This is a genomic window from Polymorphospora sp. NPDC050346, from assembly GCF_040655695.1.
Taxonomy (GTDB): Bacteria; Actinomycetota; Actinomycetes; order Mycobacteriales; family Micromonosporaceae; genus Polymorphospora; species Polymorphospora lycopeni.
Map to the genome: position 1 here is coordinate 52,885 of NZ_JBFAKM010000017.1, position 23,226 is coordinate 76,110.

The window sequence follows — 23,226 nt, forward strand, 5'->3', positions numbered from 1 at the left end:
CGATGGAAACCCTCTGGTACGCCCTGTTCGGCCTCTTCTTCGCCACCTACCTGGTGCTCGGCGGCTACGACTACGGCACCGGGCTGCTGCTCGCCCGCACCCGCTCCGTCGACGGCCGGCGGGCCATCCTCAACGCCGTCGGACCCTTCTTCCTCGGCAACGAGGTCTGGCTGGTCGCGGCCATCGGCATCCTCATCGGCGCCTTCCCGTTCCTCGAAGGCGAACTCCTCTCCGGCCTGTACCCCGCGCTCGCGCTCGCGCTGGCCGGTGTCGTCGTCGTCACCGTCGCCGTACAACTGCGCAGCCGGCCGGCCAGCCCTCGGATCCGCACCGCCTGGGACCGCGCCGTCATCGCCGGTTCCGTGACCGCCGCACTCGGTTGGGGTGCCGTGCTGGCCGGGCTGCTCCAGGGGGTCCCGCTCCAGTCCGGGCGGCACGCCATCGGCGTCGGGCACGTCTTCACCCCGTTCGTCGCCGCCGGGGCGCTCGCCCTGCTGGCCCTGGTCACCGTGCACGGCGCCGCCTTCCTCGCGCTGCGCCTGCCGGCCGAGCCGGCCGACCACTTCGCCCGGCTCGGCCGCCGCCTGGCACCGGCCGCGATCGGCGCCGTCGGCCTGGCCGCCGCCGTCGGCGCCCTGTCCGACCGGGTACGCGCCGCCGTCCAGCAGCCGGGTGTGGCCGTACTCATGCTCGTGGTCCTGGTCACCGCACTGGCCGTCGCCGGCACCGCGATCACCCGGCGTCCCGGGCTCGCGTTCACCGCCACCTCGCTCGCGGTCGCCCTGCCGGTGCTGCTCGTCGGGGCCGCGACCTGGCCGTACGCGCTGTTCTCCAGTGCCGACCCGGCCGCCGGCATCACCGTCGCCGAGGCCGCCGCCAGCGACCCCACCCTGCGCTTGCTGACCTGGGCGGCGCTGCCGCTCCTGCCGGCCCTACTAGGCTTTCAACTGATGAGCTGGTGGGTCTTCCGCGGACGCACCGACGGCCGGGCACCGGTGTACTGGTGAGCAACCGCCGCCCCTTCGATCCGCGCCTGCTGCGCCGGGTCCCCGCGACCCGGCGCCACCTGGCCGTGCTCGGACTCCTGGGGGTCGGCGCCGCCGCACTGGTCATCACGCAGGCGACCGCGCTCGCGACCGTGCTGGCCGAGGCGATCCACGGCCGGCTCGACCGCACCGCGCTCGCCGTCTTCGTCGTCACCGTCGCCGCCCGGGCCGGGCTGGTCTGGGCACAGGGCGTGGTCGCCGCCCGCAGCGCCGCCGCGGTCAAGGCGGCGCTGCGGGTCGACCTGCTCGACGCGGTCGGCCGGCGCGGCCCGGGCTGGCTCGCCGGCCAGCGGGCCGGCACGATCGCCACCCTCACCGGGCGCGGGCTGGACGCGCTCGACGCCTACTTCACCGGCTACCTGCCCCAACTCGTGCTCAGCGTCACCGTGCCGATCGCGGTGCTGGCCCGGCTGACCTTCGCCGACTGGAGTTCGGCGCTGATCGTCGCGGTCACCCTGCCGCTCATCCCGATCTTCGGCGCACTGCTCGGCTGGCAGGCGCAGGCCGCGACCGAACGGCAGTGGCGCCGGCTGTCCCGGCTCGGCGGGCACTTCCTCGACATGGTCGCCGGGCTGCCCACGCTGCGCGCCTTCGGCCGGGCCCGGGCCCAGGTCGACGTCGTACGCCGGATGGCCGACGGCCACCGCCGGGCCACGATGAGCACCCTGCGCATCGCGTTCCTGTCGGCACTCGTGCTGGAACTGGTCGCCACGCTGTCGGTGGCGCTGGTCGCCGTACCGATCGGGCTGCGGCTGCTCGGCGGCGGGCTGACCCTCCAGACCGCGCTGCTGGTGCTGCTGCTCACCCCCGAGGCATACCTGCCGCTGCGGGCCGCCGGCAGCCGCTTCCACGCCAGCATGGAAGGGCTGACCGCGCTCGACGAGGCGCTGACCCTGTCCACCCGGGAGAAGCCCGGCCCCGGTGCCACGGCCACCCCACGCGAGGCGGCGGCCACCCCCGCGCCGGGCGGCGCGATCCGGCTGGAGTCGGTGACCGTCGACTACGGGCGTACGGTCGCCCTGCGCGACGTCTCGCTGACCATCCGGCCCGGTGAACGGATCGCGGTCGTCGGCCCCAGCGGCGCCGGCAAGAGCACGCTGCTCGGCCTGCTGCTCGGGTTCGTCACCCCGACGGGCGGGCGGGTCGTCACCGGCGCCGACCGGTGGCCGGCCACCGGCGACGAACCCGGGCTGGTGCTCGTCGACGGCGCCGGCCCCGCCGACGTCGACCTCGACGCCTGGCGGCGGCGGATCGCCTGGGTGCCGCAACGCGCCCACCTGTTCGCCGCCTCGCTGGCCGACAACATCCGGCTCGGCCACCCCGATGCCCCGGCCGACGCCGTACGGCGGGCGGTGCACGCCGCGAACCTCGACGACGTCGTACTCGGCCTGCCCGACGGGCTCGACACCCTGCTCGGCGAACGCGGTCACGGCCTGTCCAGCGGGCAGCGGCAGCGGGTCGCCCTGGCCCGCGCCTTCCTGCGGGTCGAGTTCGCCGGCCCCGAGCCGCTGATCCTGCTCGACGAGCCGACCGCGCGCCTCGACGGTGCCGCCGAGGCGGTCGTCCTCGACGCCACCCGTCGCCTGGTCGTCGGCCGGACCGCGTTGCTCGTCGCCCACCGGCCGGCACTGCTTCGGGAGGCCGACCGGGTGCTGCGCGTCGACGACGGGACGGTCCGCGAACTGACCCCCGACCGTCCGACGCCCGACGTGGTGGCGACCGCATGACGCCCACCACCGCCGACCGGACGACCGCAACGGTCCCGTCGCCCACGCCGGCCCCGGCCGGAACCGGCGGCCGGGCGGACACCCGCGCCGGTGGCCGGGGCGGCGGTGGCACCCCGGCCGGAGCGCGCCGGCTCGGCGCCGAACGCACCGTGCTGCGGCTCGCCCGCCCCTACCTGCCCCGGCTGGTCGGCGCGGGGCTGCTCGCCGCCGGCACCGAGATCGCCGGGCTCGCCCTGATGGCGACCGCGACCTGGCTGCTGATGACCGCCGCCGGCCGCCCCGAACTCGACACCCTGACCGTCGCCATCGTCTCGGTACGGGCGCTGGCCATCGGGCGGGGCGTGCTGCGCTACACCGAACGGCTCGCCGGCCACGACGCCGTCCTGCGGATGGTCACCGACGTACGGGCCCGGGTGTTCGCGACGCTGGCCGCCCGGCCCGGACCGGTCGCCGGTCAACGTTCCGGTGACGCGCTCAGCCGGCTGGTCTCCGACGTCGAGGCCGTGCAGGACCTGGTGCTGCGGGTGCTCGTACCGGCCGCCGCCGCGACCGTGGTCGGCCTGCTGGCGGTCGCCGGCACGGCGTTCGTCTCCCCGGTGGCGGCGCTGTGCCTGCTCGCCGGGCTGCTGGTCGCCGGCGTCGCGCTGCCCGTCGCGGCGACCGCACTGACCCGCCGTACGGCCGACCGGGTGGCCCCGCTGCGCGGCGCGCTCGCCGTCGACGCGGTCGACCTGACCCAGGGCGCGGCCGACCTGGCCGCCTTCGGAGCGACCCGGGGAGCACTCGACCGGGCCGGGACGCGGGCCGCCGAACTCGCCCGGCTCGAACGCCGGCTCGCGGTCACCGGCTGGGCGGTCGACGGCGCCGGCACCCTGGTCGTCGGCGCGACGGTGGCCGCGGTGGTGGTCGCCGCGCTGGGCGCCGACGTCGGCGGGGTCCTCGTCGGGGTGCTGGCCGTCGGCACCCTCGCCGCGGTCGAGGCGACGCTGGCGCTGGTCGGCGCCGCCCGGCAGTGGACGCTGCTGCGCACCGCGCTCGGCCGGGTCGCCGACCTGCTCGGACCCGACCGGCCGGCCGCGCCCGCACCCGCCGCCCCAGGCCCGCCGGTGCCCGCCGACCCGAGCCCGCCGATGCCCGCCGACCCGAGCCCGCCGATGCCCGCCGGGCCGGCCGGCGCCGGGTCCACGCCTGACCGGGCGCCGGGCGGCTCCGGTCACGACTGCCGGCTCGACGGCGTGACGGTGCGCTACCGGGCCGGCGCCGCCCCGGCGCTCGACGACGTACACCTCGACCTGCCCGCCGGCCGCCGGATAGCGGTCGTCGGGCCGAGCGGCGCGGGCAAGAGCACCCTGCTCGGCGTGCTGACCGGCACGGTCCGGCCGACCGCCGGCACGGCCACCGTCGACGGCACCGACCTGTTCGGCCACGATCCGGAACGACTCCCCCGGCTCGTCGGCGGCCTGCTCGCCGAGGCGTACGTGTTCCACGCCACCGTGCGCGAGAACCTCCTGCTCGGCCGGGCCGACGCCGACGCCGACGAGCTGGCCGCCGCGGCGGCCGCCGCCGGCCTGCTCGACTGGATACGCCAGCAGCCCGACGGCTGGGACACCGTGGTCGGCGAGGACGGCGCCCAGCTCTCCGGCGGCCAGCGGCAACGGCTGGCCCTGGCCCGGGCGCTGCTCGCCGCGCCCGCCGTACTCGTGCTCGACGAGCCGACCGAGGGCCTCGACCCGACGGCCGCGGACGCTGTCCTCGACGGTGTGCTCGCCGGCCTCGACCCGCGACGCAGCCTGGTGCTGGTCACCCACCGGCTGCGCGGGCTCACCGGCGTCGACGAGGTGCTGATCCTCGACGCCGGGCGGATCACGCAGCGCGGCACCGCCGCCGAGCTGGCCCACCGGCCCGGCTGGTACCGCGACCAGTGGCAGCTCCAGGAGGCCGCCGAGCGCGGCTATCTGGCGCTCGGCCCGGCCTAGGGGATGGCCGGGCGTGATGCCGGCCACCCTGATCCGGATATCCGGACAAGTTCCTGACGCGCCCGCGGATGCGTCGTGGCAGGCTGGCGACCATGCCCGTCCCCGCCGCCGAGATCGACGACTACCTGCGTACGCTCGGCCAACGGCTGCACGGACCCCGCCGGCTGAGGGCCGACCTGCTCGCCGAGGCCCGCGACAGCCTGGAGGACGCCGCGGCGGCGTACGAGCGGGCCGGGCTGGCGCCGGTGGCCGCGCGGCGCCGGGCGGTGGCCGAGTTCGGCACCCCCGGCGAACTCGTCCCCGCCTACCAGGCCGAGCTGGCCGCGGCGGGGACCCGGACCCTGGCGCTCCGGATCCTGGTCGTGGCCATCGTGCTGCTCTCGTCGGCCGACCTGATGTGGCAGGGCGCACCGTGGACCGGCGTACGCCCGCCGGCCGGATACCTGGCGCTGTCCGCCTCGCTCGACCTCTTCTGGATCGTCACCGGCCTGCTCGCCGCCGGGGCCTGGCTCGGGCTGAGGTACGCCGCCCGGCACGGTGCGCCGGTTCGGCTGCCCCGCCTGCTCGGCCGGTCGATGGCGGCGTGCGTCGGGCTGGCCGCCGGTGCCGGCGTGACCCTCTACGCCTGGTCGCTCGTGATGTGGGACGCCGCGGTGCGCTGGCCGCCGATGCTGGTCGGGATGGTCGCGACCGGCGTGGCGTTCGTTTGGCTGGCGGGGGCGGTACGCGGCTGCCTGGCCGGTACCCGCTGAACGGCGCCGGTGCCCGGCGCTCCGCGGCGGTGGTACGGACCGGCGGTCAGGTGGCGGCCGGCGGCGGCTCGTCGACGCCGAGGAAGCGGCCGACGGTGGCGCTGAACTCCTGCCATCCGGTCCGCTCGGTGCGCAGGGCACCGTGTCCGGCCCGGGTGAGGCGGTAGGTGCGCCGCTGCCGCCCGCTGACCGTGCTCCACTCGCTCTCGACCAGTCCGGCGCGCTCCAGCCGGCGCAGCGCCGGATAGACGGTTCCGGTCGGCAGGTCGAGCACCCCGCCGCTGCGCGCCCGGAGGGCCTCGATGATGGCGTAGCCGTGCAGGGCGCCTCCTGCGAGCACCGCGAGCAGCAGTGCGTCGAGGTGGCCGTGCAGCGCCTGCGCCTTCATAGGTAGCAAGGCTACTAATGGTTGGACCGATCTCCAACGGGGTGCGCCGTTCGCCGTCGACGGCCGCACACTAGGGTGTGCCCAGAGTCACCGACCCGACAGACCGGGTCGGCGTCGCAACCTGATTGGACCCGGAGGTCAGCGTGGCCCGCAAGTCGACTCACCGACCCGACGCCGACGAGCCCGAGGTCGAGGCCGAGGCCGCCCTCGACACGGACACGGACACCGACGACGTCGACCTCGACAAGGACGACGACGGGGCCGCCGCTCCGCCCGCCGACCGGTCGCTGTGGTCGGACGTACGGATCGACCCGATCGAGATCGCGCTGCCGTCGGGTGCGGGTTTCACCCTCCGCGCCTACCGGATGTCTTCCGAGGTCACGCCGACCGACATTGGCGAGCGGGAGGACGAGGACCTTTTCGCCAGCCGGACCCGTCCCGCCGTCGACGACGAGGACGACGAGACCGTGGTGATCCTCGACGAGGAGTTCGCCGCGCTGTCGGCGGAGACCGACGAAGAGGAAGAGCAGGACCGCAAGTCCCGCCGCGGCAAGGACAAGAAGAAGGCGGACGCCAAGAAGTCGGACGACGACGAGTCGGACGAGTCGGAGGGCAAGGACGCCGAGGTCGACACGGACAAGGCCACCGACGCCGAAGAGGCCGAGGAAGCCGAGGACGAGGAGCCGGACGACGAGGAGGTCCCGGCCTTCCTGAGCCACCGCGGCAAGCTGCTGCTCTTCAAGACGCCGGAGGCGCTGGTCAGCTTCGTCCGGTCCGGGGCGCCCAACGATCTGACCCAGTTGGACGGTTGGCCCCAGCTTGTCGAGCGACTCCAGCCCGCCGACGTCGCACCGCTCGACGAGGACTCGTACGAACTCGACCTGGTGGTGGAGAACCTCCGCGGCGGCCACGACGTCTGGGACTCGACGCTGCTCATCGAAGCCGGTGAGGTGTCGCGTGACCTGGCCTACGCCCTGCGCCTGCCGGCGGTTCTCGACATGCTCTCGCCCGGATCCAGCCTCGACGATCTCGACGAGGCGCTACGGTCGACCGTGAAGGGTGGCCTCGGTGGTTTCATGGGACGCCGCCGCCTGAAGAAAATCGGGGCACAAACGGCAAGTCTCGGTTGGCGCACGATTATCGGGAAGATCTCTGCTGCTGTGGACTGGCGCGACTGACCCCTCAACGGGGAACATCAGTCCTTGGCACACGACATGTGTCCCGGGAGGAGGACGACGCCGTGGCGCTCGTGCGGGTGTACTGCGGTCTCGCATCGGTGGATTCGGCAGCCGCACCGGCCTCGGCCGGCGCGACGCTGACAGCCGCAGTGGTCGACGACGCCGGACGGCTGCTCGACGTATGCGAGATCGGCGACGATCCGGCTGGCTACGCCAAGCTCGGTGTCCTGCTCGCCGGCCGATCGAGCGGATCGAGCGGAGCGGTGGTCGCCGCCGACAGCGACGACCACCTGGTGACCTCGCTCCTCACCGCCGCGGGCCGGCCGCTGGCGATCGCCGACGACGACTCGGTGGACGACTACGCCGAGCGGTTCGCCGACGACGACTCGCCCACCGAGATCTCCTCCCCGGCCGGGACCCGTCGGGCCGTCGGCCTCGCCCGGGCGCTCCAGGCGGGCGCGATCTCCGCGACGACTCTGCCCGCTCCGCGTGACCTCGCCGCGTTCAAGCCGGCCCTCGCCGCCCACCTCGCGCTCGCCAGCGGCCGCCATTCGGCCGCCGTCGCGCTGCGCGAGGTGCTGCGCGAGCTGTACCCGGCCGCGCTGCGGGCCTACCCCGACCCCGCCGAGCCGCTGTCGCTGGCGGTCCTCGACGCGCTGCCCGAGCCCGGCATGCTCGGCGGCTCCGGCAATCGGGGCCGGGACACGACGGTGGCGGCCGAAGCGGTCGCCGCCCACCTGGCCGCCGACGGCATCGCCGACACCGAGACGATCACCAATGCGGTGACCGCGCTTCGGCTGGCCATCGCCGAGACCCCGGCTCGTGGCACCAACACGACCGCGATCACGTCGGCGACCGCGGAGGCCGTCCGCCAGGCGGTCGCGGCCGTACGGGCATGTGACGCCGGCTGCGACGCGCTCGTCGCCACGCTCTCGGCCCGGATCACCGCGCCACCGTCGACCGCCGGCCGTCGCACCCGACGGACCGCGTCGGCGTCTTCGGAGGCCCCGACGTCGGCACCACCGGCCGCCGGGCCTCGCCCGGTCCACCCCGCCGCGGAGCGCACCCCGGTCGGTGGCCGTCGCAATCGCCTCGCGCCCGAGGCCGGCACCGCTCCGGCGGCACCTCGACCGCTCGCGCCGCCACCGGTGGCCCCCGATCCGGTCGCACCACCGCCGGTGGCGCCCCGCCCGGCGGCTCCCGCAGCGGCGCTGACGCCCACCTCGGCTCCGCCGGTATCGGCCCCGCCGGTGTCCGGGCCGCCTTTCCCGCTCGCCCCGGCGGCCCAGCACCGGCTCGACCCGCCGCACAACCGGCCGATCTCGGCCCCGCCACCGCCTCCGCCGGGCATGACGCCGATCGTGCCGGCCCAGCGGGTCGCCTCCTCCGAGGCCGACACCGACAACCGTTCGCAGCGGCCGTCGCCGCCTTCCGAGCCGTCCGGCCCGGGCCGACGGGCGGCCGCGGCCCGCACGCCGGAAGGGCTGCCCCGACGGGGTGCCTCGCCCGACGCCGACGCGCCGTCCCGACGTCCCGACGTCCCGGCACCGTCCACGCCGGACCGGCCGGCCCGGCGTGGCCCGGTGCCGCCGGCCGAGGCGGGCGAGCCGTTCCGGGCGCCGATCACCGCCGCGGCGATCAACAGTGCCCGCGCCGAACGGCAGCGCCCGACCCCGATCGTGCCCCGCCCGAACACCAGGGGTGAGCAGCCGTCGGCGAAGGCCGGCTTCAACGCGACCGACTTCGTGGTGCCGCTGCCGGCTTCCCGGCCGCCGGCAGAGGAGACGCCGGCGGCGGAGCCCGGTTCCCGGGCGGCCTGGCCCCTGGTCGGCCCCGCCGACGAGAGCGGCGAGGGGACCGACCGGCGGGAGCCGGCGTACGACCTCGACAGCCGGGACCGGTCCCGCGGCGGACCCGGCGAGCCGACCGGTGAGACCCGGGTCAAGCCGCCGTGGCTGGCCGACGACCTGCCGCCGGAGCCACCCTCACTGCGGTTGGTCGAACCGCGCCCGGTCGTCGCCCCGGCGGCGCGCCAGGAGCAGCCCACCGGACCGGCGGGCACCGCTCGCCCGGCTCCCCGGCCCGACAAGCCCCGCCCCGACGCCCCGCAGCCCGACCCCGCGCCCCTGCGCCTGGTCGAACCCGGGTCCGACCGCGGCCCCCAGCCCCGCCAGGCCGGGCCCGAACGTGCCGCGCCGCCCGTCGTGTCGTCCGAGGGCGACAACGACCTGCTCATCTTCGCCGCCGCGTCCGCGTGGTTCTCCGGGCAGGACGAGGAGGGCACCGAACTCGAGTGGTCGTCCACGGCCGACAGTGGCTGGCGGGCCGCCGAGCAGGCCGCGCAGCCGTCGGTCGGCGTAGAGACCGCCGCCGGGCTGCCGAAGCGCGTCCCCCAGGCCAACCTCGTACCCGGCTCTCCGCTGCGGGAGGAACGGCCGCTGCGGATCGTGCGGGACGCGGCCCGGATCGCCGAGAACACGACCGGCTACTTCAGCGGCTGGCGGCGCGGGCAGGAGATCGGCGGATACGCCGTCGGTGGCCGTCCGGGCCGGGAGGCCGCCGGTGGCTGGGACTTCAGCCGGGACCACGGTGGCCGCGAGGAGAGCGACCGGGAATACGAGTACCGTTCGGCCGGCCACCGGTCCTGACGTCGCCCGTACGCCCCGGCTCGTCCGGGGCGTTTCCGGGTCGCCCGGTCCGGCGTCCCACCCGACGGTGGACGGCCATCACGCCCGGGGCCCACTCTCGCCCATCCCTTTTGCAGCCGGAACACGAACGCGGCGGGCCCTCCAGATGGAGTGCCCGCCGCGTTGTTCGGTCTGTGCGTGCCGAGCCGTCAGGCCGGGGCGACGGCCCGCGACCGGCGCATCGTCAGGACGTATTCGACCAGCGAGATCAGCACGTGCTTCGTCGACTCCCGGTTCCGCGCGTCGCACGCCACCACCGGGACCTCGCTCGGGATCGCGAGGGCGTCACGGACGTCCTGCGGGTCGTGGTACTGCATCCCGTCGAAGCAGTTGATGGCGATCAGGTATGGCAGCCGGCGATGTTCGAAGAAGTCGATCGCGGCGAAGCAGTCGGCCAGCCGACGGGTGTCGACGAGCACGACCGCACCGATCGCACCCCGGACCAGTTCGTCCCACATGAACCAGAAACGCGTCTGGCCCGGCGTGCCGAACAGGTAGAGGATGAGGTCACGGTCGATCGAGATACGCCCGAAGTCCATCGCGACGGTGGTGGTCGTCTTGCCCGGCACCTGCCGGGTGTCGTCCACGCCGACACCTGCCGAGGTCATGATGGCCTCGGTGGTCAGTGGCGTGATCTCGGAAACCGAGCCGACCAGCGTCGTCTTCCCGACGCCGAAGCCACCGGCGATCACGATCTTCGCCGATGTCACGCGTCCGGCCATCGGACGTTGCGACATGTCAGAGCCTGCGAAGTCCACTCAGCACCCTCTCCAGCAGTTCAGTGCCCACCGCGTCGTTCGTGTCGTCCAGGGAGGTCGGCTCGTACACCGCCACGAGGCCGTCCGCGGCCATGTCGGCGATGAGGACCCGGGCCACTCCGAGCGGCAACTGCATCCGCGCCGCGATCTCGGCGAGTGATTGCAACCGGCCGTCACACAGCGCGGCGATGTATTGGTGCTCCCGGCCTTGGCCGCCCTTGGCACTGCCCGCGGATCGGCCTCGCACCGTCGTCTCGACGAGCGCCTCGAGCGCGATGTGCAACCGCGGCCGGGTCCGTCCGCGGGTGACGGCGTAGGGCCTGACCAGCGCTCCGGTTGGCTCGTCGCGTTCGATCACCTAGCCGTTCACCCCCTTCTGCCCTGCCGACAGTACCCACCCGTCGCAGCTCGCCGTTTCCAGTTGTTGCGACCGTGCCGGTGGAGGCCGGCACGGTCCTGTTCAGCCGAGCATTCCCACCGCGGTACGCGGCTGCGGCGTCAACGCGTCGCCGACCCGGTCGACGAGCAGCGCCATCTCGTAGCCGACCTGGCCGACGTCCGAACTGCGCGCCGCCAGTACGGCGAACGACGAGCCGTCCGAAATGGACATCAGGAACAGGAAGCCGTTGTCCATTTCGACCACTGTCTGAAGGACGGCACCACCCTCGAAGCAGCGCGCCGCTCCCTGTGTGAGGCTCACCAGTCCTGAAGCGATCGCGGCGAGCTGGTCGGCCCGGTCACGTGGCAGATCGCGTGACGACGCGAGGAGCAGTCCGTCCGCGGACACCGCGATCGCGTGGGCGACCCCGGGCACACGATCGGCGAAGTTGGCGAGCAGCCAACCAAGATCCTGCGTAGATGTCATCCCTCATGCTCCTTCTGGCCGCGGGCGACCGAAGCCACCCGCACCCTGCGAAGATTGCTGCCCGTCCGAAGTGCGCTCCGGGCCGGGGTTTTCGTCTTTGGGCTGGGTACGACCGCGCTGCACACCGCGGTGGTATGCGGACAGCAGCCCGCGTACCGCCTCGGGGGTGCGTCGTTGCACCGAACTCGTCGGCTTGTCCACCCCTCCGGGTACCAGTTGAGCCATCGGTACCCGCTTGGGGAGGCCCGTCTGGGTGGTCGCCGTGGCCGACACCTCGGCGGCGGCCGAAGCCGCCCGCCAGCCGTCGTCGGCCGCGGTCTGCCACCCGGCTGTTGTCGCGGCCTCGCCTCCGCGTGTCGCGCCGCCACCGTTGCCGGCGGCTGTCGCGCCCGCGCTGGTCGCCGCCGGCCCCCTGCCACGGGATTCGCCCGTGGACCACGGCGTGTTCGCCATCGCTGCGTTACCTGTCGTCCCCGTCGATGTGCCCTGCCCCGGTCCCAGGACGCGCGCGGCATCCGCCGTGACGAACTGGTCCGAGCTGTCATCCGCCCCCGTGGTCGTCGATGGCGACGCATCCTCGGGGACCGAGCGCCGGGTGCGGAACCACGCGGATTCCAACTCCCGGAAGATCGGCAGCTCCATCGTCTCATCAGCGAACCGCAGTCGGTTCTCGGGGACCGGAGGTACCGTCAGGCTGGTGTCGGCGGTCCGCCGCGGTATGCGGGGCAGCTCGGTGGTCATGTCCAGTGCCGCCGCCAGATCCTCCGGCACCTGCGGCGCCACCTGCTCCCGCTCACCACCAATCGGCTCGCGGTCGTCGGCGGCGACCGGGGGCCACGCCGGCGGGACGGCGCCGGACGGCGCCGTGGCCGGGCCGGGCGGCGGTGCGACCGGAGGTGCCGAGACCGGCGGCGAAGTGGCCGGCGGCCCCGAGGCGACCGGCGGCGCCGACACCGGCGGCACCATTCCGGTGCGAGACTCGGGCGTCGCCGGAAGCTGGCGCGGGATGCCGGGCATGCCGCCACCGCTGGCCGCCGCGATCTCGCCGTCGACGGTCCAGTGGTCGTTGGCCCGGCGCTGCGGCAGCGGCTCGCCGTCCGGATGCTGGCGCGGGGTGAAAACATCGACGGGACGGCCCCGCCCGTTGCCGTTGCCGCCGTTGGCCGCCGACGCACCGGTCAGGTCGGACCACGCCGGCATGCCACGGCCGCCGGCACCGAGCCCGCCGCCGTTGAGCGGCATGGGATCGAAGGGGCGCCCACCGAGGCCGGGCCCGGCTGGCGCCGGGTCGCCGGGCAGCGGGCCGGCGGCGGCGGGCCGAGCCGGCTCGTCACTGCCACCCTCCAGCGCCAGCGGCGCGGCGAAGGGCGATCCCTTCGTCGGGGGCGCCTGGAGGGACATCTCCAGCGCGCCGGCCGCGGTCCGTCCGCTGGAGATGGAGCGCGGTACGAGCACCGACGGGGGCAGCGTGACCTCGGCGACGGTGCCGCGCTCGGTGCCGGGACGCAGTTCGACCCGGACGTCGTGCCGGGCGGCCAGCCTGGCGACCACGACGAGCCCCATCATCCGGGACACCGCGACGTCCATCTGCGGCGGCGAGGCGATCCGGTCGTTGAGTTCGCGGAGCAGGTCGGGCTTGATGCCGATGCCCTGGTCTTCGACGTAGAGCCCGACGTTGTCACCGACCCGGCGCGCCTCGACCATGACGTGCGAGTCGGGTGACGAGAACGCGGTCGCGTTGTCGAAGAGTTCGGCGACCAGGTGTACGAGGTCGTTGACGGCGGGTGCGGCGACCTCGATGTCGCGGTCGACGACTCCGAACTCGATCCGGGTGTAGTGCTCGACCTCGGCCTGGGCGGCACGCAGTACGTCGATGAGCGCGGCCGGCTCGCGCTGCACCCGGGTCGAGTCGGCGGCGGCGAGCACCAGCAGGTTCTCGTCGTTACGGCGCATCCGGGTGACCAGGTGGTCGAGCTGGAAGAGTTCGGCCAGCCGGTCCGGGTCCTCCTCGCCGCGCTCGAGCCGGTCGAGGTGCCCGATCAGCCGGTCGACCAGGATCTGCGAGCGGCGGGCGAGGTTGACGAACATCGTCGACACCGAGGCCCGCAGGGCGGCCTGCTGGGCCGCGGTGCGTACGGCCTCCAGGTGCACGGCGTTGAACGCCTCGGTCACCTGGCCGAACTCGTCGCGGCTGCGGACCGGCAGCGGTTCGGCGACCTGCTCGGCGATCTGCTCGGGTGAGTACTGCCCGGCGATCTTCGGGTCACGCAGCCGGCTGACCGCCTGGGGCAGCCCGTAGCGGGCGACGTTGAGCGCGCCGTGCCGCAGCTCCTGCAGCGAGCGGGCCATCGAGCGGGCCACCAGCCAGGCGAAGAAGATGGCCAGCAGCACGGTGCCGAGCAGCAGCCCGGTCTCGATCAACAACTGCCGCTGTACGCCGTCGCGCAGGTCGGTCGCCAGGTCGACCACGTCGCCGTCGAGCTTCGTCTCGACCGCGCGGATCAGGTTGGCGTTGCCGGCCATCGCCGCGTCCCACTCGTCGGCGTCGAACGGCACGTCGTCGAGGTTGTCGGTGGTCTTGCCGCGGACGTAGCCGCTGTAGGAGTCGGCTTCCCGCTGCTCGGAACCGGCGACGGTCTGCTCGTAGAACGCCGACTCGGACTGGTTGGCGGCCGCCTGGAAACTCTGCAGCGCCTGCTGCTGTCCGGTCTGGGTGGCGATGTAGTCGGTGCGCAGCACCGGGGTTAGTGCGCCCTGGATCAGGGCCCGGTGCACCACGACCCGCCGCAGGGACAGGTATTCCTTGGACCGGGAGATCGCGGCGGCGGCCCGCATCCGCTCGCTCAGTTCGGTGTCGCCGGCGAGCTGCGCGGCCGAGTCGCGGATGTCGAGCAGGTCGCTGATCAGCCCCTCGTACGACTGTGCGGCGTCGTTGATCCGCAGGGTGCCGTTGACCACCTGACTGCGGATGCCGGGCAGGTCGACGAGGGTCTGGTCGATGCGGCCGAGCAGGCCGGAGAAGTTGGCCGGCAGGCCGTCGAGCGCGTTGCGCTGCGTGGTGTACGGCCCGGTGGCGTCGTCGACGTTCTTGCGCTGGCCGTCGTAGGTCTGGAGGTAGCGCTCCTTGAGCTGGGCGTTCTCCCCGGCACCGAGCAGCATGACGGCGGCGGCCCGCTCGTCCTGCAACGTCTGGACGAGTTCGCCGGAGACCTGTGAAAGGCTGGCCAGGCTGCGGGCCCGGTCGGCGGTCTGGTGGGTTTCGAGGTGCGTGATGAGCCCGTTGGCACCGACGATCACGGTGGCCAGGATGGGCACTACCATGATCAGCCCGAGCTTGGACCAGATCGGCAGGTCGCGCAGCCGCCCGAACGGTCGACGGAGCCGTGACACCATGGAGTTCGCCGGTTCCGGCTGGCTGCTCACGTCACCGCCCCCCTAGTTCGGCGCCGGTCGGCGGCACCGGGCGCCGCCCATCGTCCGCCCCGGTCGGGTCGGACCTCCGAGATTCCATCACGCCGCAAGTCAAGAAGAAAGCCCACGTTCTTCGGCCCGGAGCGTGTGATGGGATGTTCATGAGGTTTAATAGCTGACCGCACGCCCGGAGTTACCTACAGTGATCGATCCCCCTGTCGGAGTTGTTCTTCTCGCTGGTCCGTCCGGCTCCGGGAAGTCCTACATCGCCCGTCGCACCGGACTCCCCGTGCTCTGCCTCGACGACTTCTACAAGGAAGGCGACGATCCCACCCTTCCGCGGACAAACGGGGTGATCGACTGGGAGTCACCAGCCGCCTGGGATGCTTCGGCAGCGGTCCAGACCATCGCCCAACTGGTCCGAGACGGCAAGGCCGAAGTGCCGGTTTACGCGATCGGCGCGGACCGACGGGTGGCCACGCGGGTTTTCGATCTCGCCGGATCGCCACTTTTCATCGCCGAAGGTATCTTCGCCGCCGAAATCGTCTCGGAGTGCCAACGTGCGGGACTTCTGGCCGGGGCGTACGCGCTGCGCCGGCCGCGCGGTGCCACCTTCCTCCGGCGCCTGGTCCGTGATCTCGCCGAGCGGCGCAAGCCGGCCGGGGTGCTCCTGCGCCGCGGACTCGGCCTGCTCCGGTCGGAGCCACGGGTGCTGCGCCGGCAGACCAGCCTCGGCTGCCAGCCGGCCCGCGGCGGCGAGTTCGTCCGGCAGATCGTCGCCCGGGTCCCGAAGACCGACCCGCGGGCCTGATCCGTCCCGCACCACCAGCCGGGCCGGCGCGCGCCCCGGACCCGCCGCCCGACGGGTCAGCCCAGCAGCTTCGCGTACGCCGGCTTGATGGTCTCGTTGATGATCGCCAGCCGTTCGTCGAACGGGATGAAGGCGCTCTTCATCGCGTTGATCGTGAACCACTGGAGTTCGGCCCAGCCGTAGCCGAACGCCTCCACCAGCAGCGCCATCTCGCGGGACATCGACGTGCCGCTCATCAGGCGGTTGTCGGTGTTGACCGTGACCCGGAACCGCAGGTCACGTAGCAGCCCGATCGGGTGCTCGGCGATCGACGCCGCGGCACCGGTCTGCACGTTGGACGACGGGCACAGCTCCAGCGGGATCCGCTTGTCGCGGACGTACGCCGCGAGCCGGCCGAGTACCGGCTGCTCACCGAGGGTGATGTCGTCGACGATGCGGACGCCGTGCCCGAGCCGGTCGGCTCCGCACCACTGGATCGCCTGCCAGATCGACGGCAGCCCGAACGCCTCCCCGGCGTGGATGGTGAAGTGCGAGTTTTCGCGCTGGAGGTATTCGAAGGCGTCGAGGTGCCGGGTGGGCGGGAAGCCCGCCTCGGCACCGGCGATGTCGAACCCCACCACACCGTGGTCGCGGTAGCGGACCGACAGCTCGGCGATCTCCTGCGACCGGGCCGCGTGCCGCATCGCGGTCAGCAGCGTGCCGATCCGGATCGGACGACCGGCCTCGGCGGCCTGCGCCGCACCGGACTCGAACCCGGCCAGCACCGACTCGACCACCTGCTCCAGCCGCAGGCCCAGCTCCAGGTGCTGCTCCGGGGCGTACCGCACCTCCGCGTAGACCACCCCGTCGGCCGCGAGGTCGAGCGCGCACTCGGCGGCGACCCGGAACAACGCGTCCTCGGTCTGCATCACCGCGACCGTGTGCGCGAACGTCTCCAGGTAACGCTCCAGCGAGCCCGAGTCCGCCGACTCGACGAACCACCCGCCCAGCTCGGCCGGGTCGGTGGCCGGCAACTGGTGCCCGACCGCCTCGGCCAACTCGACCACCGTCGCCGGCCGCAGGCCCCCGTCGAGGTGGTCGTGCAGCAGCGCCTTCGGGGCCTTGACGATCTCTTCGTAAGCGATTGCGACCATGTGGAGACACTAGTGGGCGGAGGAACGTGGTCGACATCGTTACGCCGTACCTGCGTTGCCCGGTCTGCCGGCAACCGCTCGCCGCCGTCGCCGCCGGCACCGCGCGGGCGTTGCGCTGCCCCCGGGGCCACAGCTTCGACCTGGCCAGACAGGGATACGTCAATCTCGTCGCCGGGCGGGTCGCGCATGCCGGCGACACCGCGCAGATGGTGGCGGACCGCCACGCCTTCCTGTCGGCGGGCCACTACGACTTCGTCTCCGGGGCGCTGGCCGCCGCGGCGGCCGACGCCGTCGCCACGGCCGACGACGACCCCACCGCACCCGGCGACCGCCCGGCCGGACCGCTCGTGCTCGACGCGGGCGCCGGCACCGGCCGGCACCTCGCCGCGGTTCTCGACGCCGTGCCGGGCGCGGTCGGGCTCGCCCTCGACGTGTCCAAACCGGCGGTACGCCGGGCGGCGCGGGCACATCCACGGGCGGCGGCGGCGCTGGCCGACTCCTGGGGCACCCTGCCGGTCGCCGACGGGGCGGCGGCGGTCCTGCTCAACGTCTTCGCGCCCCGCAACGGTGCCGAGTTCCGGCGGGTGCTGCGCCCGGACGGGGCGCTGCTCGTCGTCACCCCCGCCGACGACCACCTCGCCGAACTCGTCGACCGGCTCGACCTGCTACGGGTCGACCCGGCCAAGGCCGACCGGGTCGCCGGCAGCCTCGCCGACCACTTCGAACTGGCCGAACGGTCCACGCACCGCCGGACACTGCCGCTCGACCGGGCCCAGGTGCGGACGCTGGTCGGGATGGGACCGAGCGCCTGGCACACCGACGGAGGCGGGCTCGACGCGCGGATCGCCGGCCTGGCGGAACCGGTGGAGGTGACCGCGTCGGTCGTGCTCGGCCGCTACCGCCCGCGTGGTCGGGCCGCCCGGGCCTAGGTCGACAGGTCGACCTCTTCCCAGCCCGGCGGCGGGTCGTGGAACGGGCCCCGGAAGACCACCGCCCACTCCAGCGCCCACCGGCGCTGGCCGATCGCGTTCGCGTCGATCTGCCCCGGCAGCGGGGTCCCGGTGCGTTCCGCCTCCAGGTAGGCCCAGTCGAGGCAGTAGTAGAGGTCGAGCAGGGCGGCCGCCTCCACCGCGTCGCGGGGGGCGGCGAGCGTACGCGACCGCCACGCGGTGAACGTCTCCCCGGTCGACAGGTCGGGCAGCACGTCCATCAGCCGCTCGTCGGGCGGGGTCAGCGGGTCGAGGTGCTTGGTCAGCCCCAGCAGCCAGGTGAGCGCGAAGACGGCGTCGTAGTGCAGCACGAACGACCGGTGGTCACCGCGCCCGCCCATGACGTACTGCCACTCCGGCGGGGTCACCAGCTCGACGAGATGCGACCCGAGCAGCCAGCCCATCGCGTCCTGCGGTGCCATGCCGAAGCAGCGGGCCAGCACCACCTGCAACACCGCGGTCCGGGCCTCGATCTCGCCGGTGGAGCGCAGCGCGACCTCGTCGCCCGGCTCCCAGACCAGCGGGAACTGCGGCGGGGGGACGGGCAGCCCGAGCCGGCGTACCTCTTCGACGTTGGCCAGCCGGACCGGACGGGGATCGGGCGCGGGTACGGTCATCGCATCGTCCCCTGTCGACGGTGGCGGGGGCGGCCGGCTCCCCGGTGGGGCAGGTCAGCGGCTACCGCCTGCTGGCGAGGGCAGGATAGCCGCTGCCGGACCGGCAATACACGCGGACCCGCGAAGACGCCCGGCTCAGCCGATCCGTTCGATCACCAGCGGGGTCGGGGTGGGCGCGGCCGCCGCCGTCACCGTGACCGCCTCGGCGGCGGTGGCCAGTGCCGCCGTGAGCCGGGCCGGGTCGTCGGTCCGCAGCTCGTAGAGCGGGTCGCCGGCGCGTACCCGGTCGCCCGGCTTGCGGTGCAACACGATGCCGGCGGCGGCGCTGACCGGGTCCTCCTTGCGGGCCCGGCCGGCACCGAGCCGCCAGGCGGCCACCCCGATCGCGTACGCGTCGACCGACGCGACGTAGCCGTCGGCCGCGGCGCGTACGGTCTCGGTCTCGCGGGCGACCGGCAGCGGCGCGTCGGGGTCGCCGCCCTGGGCCCGGATCATCGCCCGCCACGAGTCCATCGCCCGCCCGTCGGCGAGCGCGGCGGCCGGGTCGGCGTCCGGCAGCCCGGCGGCGGCGAGCATCTCGCGGGCCAGGGCCAGGGTCAGTTCGACGACGTCGGCGGGGCCACCACCGGCGAGCACCTCGACCGACTCGGTGACCTCGACGGCGTTGCCGACGGCCAGCCCGAGTGGGGTCGACATGTCGGTGAGCAGCGCGACGGTCCGCACGCCGTGGGCCGTACCCAGCTCGACCATGGTCCGGGCCAGTTCGCGGGCGTCGTCGATGGACTTCATGAAGGCACCGGAGCCGACCTTGACGTCGAGGACGAGCGCGCCGGTGCCCTCGGCGATCTTCTTGCTCATGATCGAGCTGGCGATCAGCGGAATGGCCTCGACGGTGCCGGTCACGTCGCGCAGCGCGTAGAGCTTGCGGTCGGCCGGGGCGAGCCCGTCACCGGCGGCGCAGATGACCGCGCCGACGTCGCGGAGCTGGGCGATGAACTCGTCGTTGTGCAGTGCCGCCCGCCAGCCCGGGATCGACTCCAGCTTGTCCAGGGTGCCGCCGGTGTGCCCGAGGCCGCGGCCGGAAAGCTGCGGTACGGCCGCGCCACACGCCGCCACCAGCGGGGTCAGCGGCAGGGTGATCTTGTCACCGACACCGCCGGTCGAGTGCTTGTCGGCGGTCGGCCGGTCGACCGCCGACAGGTCGAGCCGCTCCCCACTCGCGATCATCGCGGCGGTCCACCGGGCGATCTCCGGTGGGGTCATGCCCCGCAGCAGGATCGCCATGGCCAGCGCCGACATCTGCTCGTCGGCCACCAGCCCCCGGGTGTACGCGTCGACCACCCAGTCGATCTGCGGGTCCGAGAGCACCCCGCCGTCCCGCTTGGTACGGATCACGTCGACGGCGGTGAACGCGCTCATCGCTCGGGCCTTTCTGTCGGATCAGGAATGTGGCGGGCGCGGGCGTCAGCCCGGCCAGCGGGTGGGGACGTCGACGGGTGGTTGGCCCTCACCCGCCCAGAACGTCGCGCCCTCGGCGTCGACCACCACCACCCGGGGCGTGCGGGCGTGTCCCCAGGCGACCGCGTCGGCCGGATCGGACCAGGTCGGCGCCTCCTCCAGGATGCCCGGCTCGACGGGTTCGCCCCCGCCGCCGGACCGCTCCCAGTAGCCGGTCCACACCTGCTCGCCGCCGGCGACGTCGGGGTGCACGAAGACGGTGCCGCGGCCACGCCAGGCGGCGAGTCCCGCCGGCACCGACGGGATCGAGGGGCGGGCCGCCGCGGTCAGGTCGTCGGCGCCGAACGCGTGCGGCAGCAGGTCGGACATCCGCAGCGGCGCCGGCCGGGCCTCGATCAGGCAGTCGGGTCCGCCGTGTTCCCAGAGCAGTTGCCGGCAGCGCCCGCACGGCATGAGCGGCTCGCCGTCGCCGCCGACGCAGGACAGCGCCACCAGCCGGCCGCCGCCGCTGGCGTGCAGTGCCGACACCACCCCGCACTCGGCGCAGAGCACCACACCGTACGCGGCGTTCTCGACGTTGCAGCCGACGACGATCCGGCCGTCGTCGACGAGGGCCGCCGCCCCGACCGGGAACTTCGAGTACGGGGCGTAGGCGTTTGCCATCGCGGCGACGGCGGCGTCCCGCAGCCGGCTCCAGTCGATCTCCATGGTCACGTCGTCCATCCTGCCCTGCTCCGGCCGGTGCGGCTGGCACCGGGCCGGGTCACCCCTTGATGTACGGCTTGCCGTCGGCGGCCGGCGCCCGGACCCGCCCGACCAGACCGGCGACGGCGAGGATCGTGGCGAGGTAGGGCAGCATCGCCAGGAACTGGCTGGGGATGATGCTGTTGATCGCGCCGAGGTAGGCACCGAGCTGGTCGGCGAAGCCGAAGAACAGTGCGGCGAGCAGCGCCCCGGTCGGGCTCCACCGGCCGAAGATCAGCGCGGCGAGCGCGATGAAGCCCTTGCCGCCGATCATGTTCTTGGTGAAGGAGTAGAGCAGCAGCGTGTACGAGGCACCGCCGATGCCGGCGACCATGCCGGCCAGCAGCACGTTGCGGTAGCGCAGCCCCAGCACCCGGATGCCGAGGGTGTCGGCGGCGGTCGGGTGCTCGCCGACCGACCGGGTGCGCAGCCCCCAGCGGGTGCGGAAGAGCGCGATCTGGAGGACGACCACCAGGATCAGCGCCAGGTAGAGGAAGATGCTGCCGCGGAAGAGCGCCGGACCGATGACCGGGATGTCGGACAGCAGCGGGATCTCCCAGGTGCCGAAGTGCGGCGGCTGGTTGTATTCCTGCTGGTTGGTCTGCATCAACCGCTCGTAGAGGAAGCCGGTCAGGCCGATCGCGAAGAGGTTCAGCACGACGCCGACGACGACCTGGTCGACCAGGTAGCGGATCGCGAAGACGGCGAGCAGCAGCGAGATGAAGGCGCCGCCGAGCGCCGCGGCGATCAGGCCGATCCAGATGCTGCCGCTCATCGTGCCGATCAGGGCACCGGCGAAGGCGCCCATCAGCAGCTGGCCCTCGATCGCCACGTTGACCACACCGGACCGCTCGCAGAGCACGCCGGCGAGCGCGCCGAAGATGAGCGGCAAGGCGAGCAGGAACGTGCCGCGGACCATGTTGACCATCGGCATGAAGTTCTGGCCGGGTGGCGCGTCGGAGATCTGCCAGCACAGGAACGACAGGACCAGCCCGACGATGCCGACGCCGAGCGCCCAGAGGAAGAAGCGCTTGTCGAGGCCGGCGAGCAGCGCGGCGCCGGCCGCCGCCGCGATGATCCCGAAAAGGATCGCGCCGAAGGTGCCACCGATCTCCAGGGCCGCGCCGCCGGAGTCCTCGCTGAGGGTGAACCGGGCGGACTGCTCGGTGGCCAGGCTGCCGAAGATGATCGCGGCGAGGACCCCGGCGACGAGCAGCCCCAGGCCGACCTTGCGGCCCTTGGTCCAGAAGCCGGTCGCCACGGTCACGTTGGTCATTTCCTGTGCGGTCGTCGTGGACACGCCGCTCACCAGCCCTTCGCCATGCTCGTCTGGAGCCGCGCGGCGCGGGCGGCCCGGAGCTGGAAGATCGCCTTCACCAGGGCCGGCGCGGCGATGAAGATGACGATCAACGCCTGGAGGACGGTCACGAGTTCGAGCGAGATGCCCGCGAAGGACTGCATGGTGTTGCCGCCGGCGCGCAGGGCGCCGAAGAGCAACGCGGCCAGCAGGACTCCCCACGGTTTGACCCGGCCGAGCAGCGCGACCAGGATGCCGTCGAAGCCGATCTGGGCGACGACCAGGGCGGTCAGCGCGTTGGCGGTGGACCCGACGACCATGTTGGCCCCGCCGAGGCCGGCGAGCGCACCGGCGATGACCATGATCATGACGTACGTGGCGGTGACGCTGATGCCGGCGGTCCGGGCGGCGTCCGGGTTGGCGCCGACGGCCCGCAACTCGAAGCCGAACGTCGACCGGTTGAGCAGCCAGGCCACCCCGGCGGTCACGGCGACCGCGACGAGGATGCCGGCGTGCACCCGCAGGTCGTCGCCGAGCAGCCGGGGCAACTGGGCGGACGAGTCGACCGGGCGGCTGATCGCGTCGGTGCGGTCCGGGTTCTGGACCCCGCGCTGCACGATGAGCCAGCCGAGGAAGTAGATCGCCACGTAGTTGAGCATGATCGTGTTGATCACCTCGTGGGCACCGGTGCGCGCCTTGAGGAAGCCGGGGATGAAGCCCCAGATCGCGCCGCCGAGGGCGCCGGCGAGCAGGGCCACGATCAGGTGGACCACCGGCGGCAGCGGCAGCAGGAAGCCGGCGAGCCCGGCAAGGACCACGCCCATGATCGCCTGGCCCTGGGCGCCGATGTTGAACAGGCCGCCACGGAAGGCGAGCGCGACCGACAGGCCGGTGAAGACCAGCGGGGTGGTGTAGGTCAGCGTCTCGGAGATCGGCGCGAAGACCGGCTTCCAGCCGCCGTCGCCGCCGATCCACGCGCTGACCGCGCCGGGATCGAAGACCGCACCCTTGAACAGGCTCGAGTACGCCTCGCTGACCAGGATCCAGCTCTCGGTGAACGCGTCGCTGGGCCGGGCGAAGATGTAGCTGTACGTGGCCAGCACGTCCGGCTCGGAGACGATGATCAGCACTGCGCCGATCAGCAGGGCCAGCACCACGGCGAGCACGGTGACGGTGAAGGTGTTGGCCGCCCACAGGTTGTGCAGGAAGAGCTGGCCGAGGGATTCGCGTCCGCCGTCGGGCTGCTTGCCCTTGGCGTCCGCGGCCGGCTCCACCGCGGCGGTCCGCTCCGTCTTGGCGAGTTCCGACTCGACCGCCGGCGTCTTGTCCGGCGACGATGCGCCCTCGCTACGTTCGCTCATGCGTCCCGCCTCGCTACGCTCGGCAGCC

The 23,226-nt window shown here is 73.6% G+C and carries 19 protein-coding genes; 8 read left to right on the plus strand and 11 right to left on the minus strand.

The genetic code is table 11. The annotated features are described in order from the left end of the window. The first annotated feature begins 2 nt into the window (after positions 1–2). The 4 genes from AB0I42_RS19060 to AB0I42_RS19075 all read left to right on the plus strand — a co-directional run bounded on the left by AB0I42_RS19060 (position 3) and on the right by AB0I42_RS19075 (position 5,501). Positions 3–1,007 (plus strand): cytochrome d ubiquinol oxidase subunit II, encoded by a 1,005-nt coding sequence (locus tag AB0I42_RS19060; protein ID WP_357538848.1) that lies wholly within the window; start codon positions 3–5, stop codon positions 1,005–1,007. Next, entirely contained in the window at positions 1,004–2,773 is a 1,770-nt protein-coding gene (gene cydD, locus AB0I42_RS19065; RefSeq protein ID WP_357538849.1) for a thiol reductant ABC exporter subunit CydD, read from the plus strand. Before AB0I42_RS19060 ends, cydD begins: the two co-directional genes overlap by 4 nt. After that, positions 2,770–4,749 carry a thiol reductant ABC exporter subunit CydC gene (gene cydC / locus AB0I42_RS19070; protein ID WP_357538850.1) on the plus strand — a complete coding sequence of 660 codons (1,980 nt, stop codon included), beginning with the start codon at positions 2,770–2,772 and terminating at the stop codon, positions 4,747–4,749. The genes cydD and cydC overlap by 4 nt, the downstream gene beginning before the upstream one ends. A 92-nt stretch (positions 4,750–4,841) precedes the next feature. Next, a complete protein-coding gene (locus AB0I42_RS19075; RefSeq protein WP_357538851.1) occupies positions 4,842–5,501 on the plus strand; it encodes a permease prefix domain 1-containing protein in 660 nt (219 codons plus the stop codon). Positions 5,502–5,547: 46 nt separating this feature from the next. Here AB0I42_RS19075 and AB0I42_RS19080 read toward each other — a convergent pair whose 3' ends face one another. Further along, entirely contained in the window at positions 5,548–5,889 is a 342-nt protein-coding gene (locus AB0I42_RS19080; RefSeq protein WP_357538852.1) for a helix-turn-helix transcriptional regulator, read from the minus strand. 143 nt (positions 5,890–6,032) lie between these two features. Between AB0I42_RS19080 and AB0I42_RS19085 the strand changes: the two genes are divergently transcribed. After that, complete coding sequence (locus tag AB0I42_RS19085) at positions 6,033–7,067, plus strand: DNA primase (protein WP_357538853.1); 1,035 nt, start codon at positions 6,033–6,035, stop codon at positions 7,065–7,067. 38 nt (positions 7,068–7,105) lie between these two features. Then, positions 7,106–9,715 carry a transposase gene (locus AB0I42_RS19090; protein WP_357538854.1) on the plus strand — a complete coding sequence of 870 codons (2,610 nt, stop codon included), beginning with the start codon at positions 7,106–7,108 and terminating at the stop codon, positions 9,713–9,715. Between the two features lie 188 nt (positions 9,716–9,903). On the opposite strand, the gene AB0I42_RS19095 is transcribed toward AB0I42_RS19090, so the two are convergent. The 4 genes from AB0I42_RS19095 to AB0I42_RS19110 form a co-directional block, all read right to left on the minus strand. Then, positions 9,904–10,491: an ATP/GTP-binding protein gene (locus AB0I42_RS19095; RefSeq protein WP_357538855.1), complete on the minus strand. Its 588-nt coding sequence runs from the start codon at positions 10,489–10,491 to the stop codon at positions 9,904–9,906. A gap of 1 nt (position 10,492) precedes the next feature. Then, on the minus strand, positions 10,493–10,870 hold the full coding sequence (locus AB0I42_RS19100) for a DUF742 domain-containing protein (protein ID WP_212828119.1): 378 nt from the start codon (positions 10,868–10,870) through the stop codon (positions 10,493–10,495). Positions 10,871–10,972: 102 nt separating this feature from the next. Then, positions 10,973–11,377, minus strand: coding sequence for a roadblock/LC7 domain-containing protein (locus tag AB0I42_RS19105; RefSeq protein ID WP_212826392.1), 405 nt, complete (start codon positions 11,375–11,377; stop codon positions 10,973–10,975). 3 nt (positions 11,378–11,380) lie between these two features. Beyond that, positions 11,381–14,800, minus strand: a complete 3,420-nt coding sequence (locus AB0I42_RS19110) for a nitrate- and nitrite sensing domain-containing protein (protein WP_357538856.1) — start codon at positions 14,798–14,800, stop codon at positions 11,381–11,383. Positions 14,801–15,077: 277 nt separating this feature from the next. Here AB0I42_RS19110 and AB0I42_RS19115 point away from each other — a divergent pair, with 277 nt between their 5' ends. After that, positions 15,078–15,599: an ATP-binding protein gene (locus tag AB0I42_RS19115; RefSeq protein WP_357538857.1), complete on the plus strand. Its 522-nt coding sequence runs from the start codon at positions 15,078–15,080 to the stop codon at positions 15,597–15,599. A 56-nt stretch (positions 15,600–15,655) separates the two neighbouring features. On the opposite strand, the gene AB0I42_RS19120 is transcribed toward AB0I42_RS19115, so the two are convergent. After that, positions 15,656–16,732 (minus strand): adenosine deaminase, encoded by a 1,077-nt coding sequence (locus tag AB0I42_RS19120; RefSeq protein WP_357538858.1) that lies wholly within the window; start codon positions 16,730–16,732, stop codon positions 15,656–15,658. Between the two features lie 26 nt (positions 16,733–16,758). Between AB0I42_RS19120 and AB0I42_RS19125 the strand changes: the two genes are divergently transcribed. Continuing rightward, positions 16,759–17,661 (plus strand): putative RNA methyltransferase, encoded by a 903-nt coding sequence (locus tag AB0I42_RS19125; protein WP_357538859.1) that lies wholly within the window; start codon positions 16,759–16,761, stop codon positions 17,659–17,661. Here the strand turns inward: AB0I42_RS19125 and AB0I42_RS19130 are convergent. The 5 genes from AB0I42_RS19130 to AB0I42_RS19150 form a co-directional block, all read right to left on the minus strand. After that, complete coding sequence (locus AB0I42_RS19130; RefSeq protein ID WP_357538860.1) at positions 17,658–18,338, minus strand: DUF4272 domain-containing protein; 681 nt, start codon at positions 18,336–18,338, stop codon at positions 17,658–17,660. The two genes, AB0I42_RS19125 and AB0I42_RS19130, sit on opposite strands and share 4 nt — an antisense overlap. 135 nt (positions 18,339–18,473) lie before the next feature. Beyond that, positions 18,474–19,757, minus strand: a complete 1,284-nt coding sequence (locus AB0I42_RS19135; RefSeq protein ID WP_357538861.1) for a thymidine phosphorylase — start codon at positions 19,755–19,757, stop codon at positions 18,474–18,476. A 45-nt stretch (positions 19,758–19,802) separates the two neighbouring features. Then, a complete protein-coding gene (locus AB0I42_RS19140) occupies positions 19,803–20,504 on the minus strand; it encodes a cytidine deaminase (RefSeq protein WP_357538932.1) in 702 nt (233 codons plus the stop codon). A 55-nt stretch (positions 20,505–20,559) separates the two neighbouring features. After that, positions 20,560–21,816, minus strand: coding sequence for an ABC transporter permease (locus tag AB0I42_RS19145; protein WP_357538933.1), 1,257 nt, complete (start codon positions 21,814–21,816; stop codon positions 20,560–20,562). A 29-nt stretch (positions 21,817–21,845) separates the two neighbouring features. Next, positions 21,846–23,198, minus strand: coding sequence for an ABC transporter permease (locus AB0I42_RS19150; protein WP_357538862.1), 1,353 nt, complete (start codon positions 23,196–23,198; stop codon positions 21,846–21,848). Positions 23,199–23,226 lie beyond the last annotated feature (28 nt).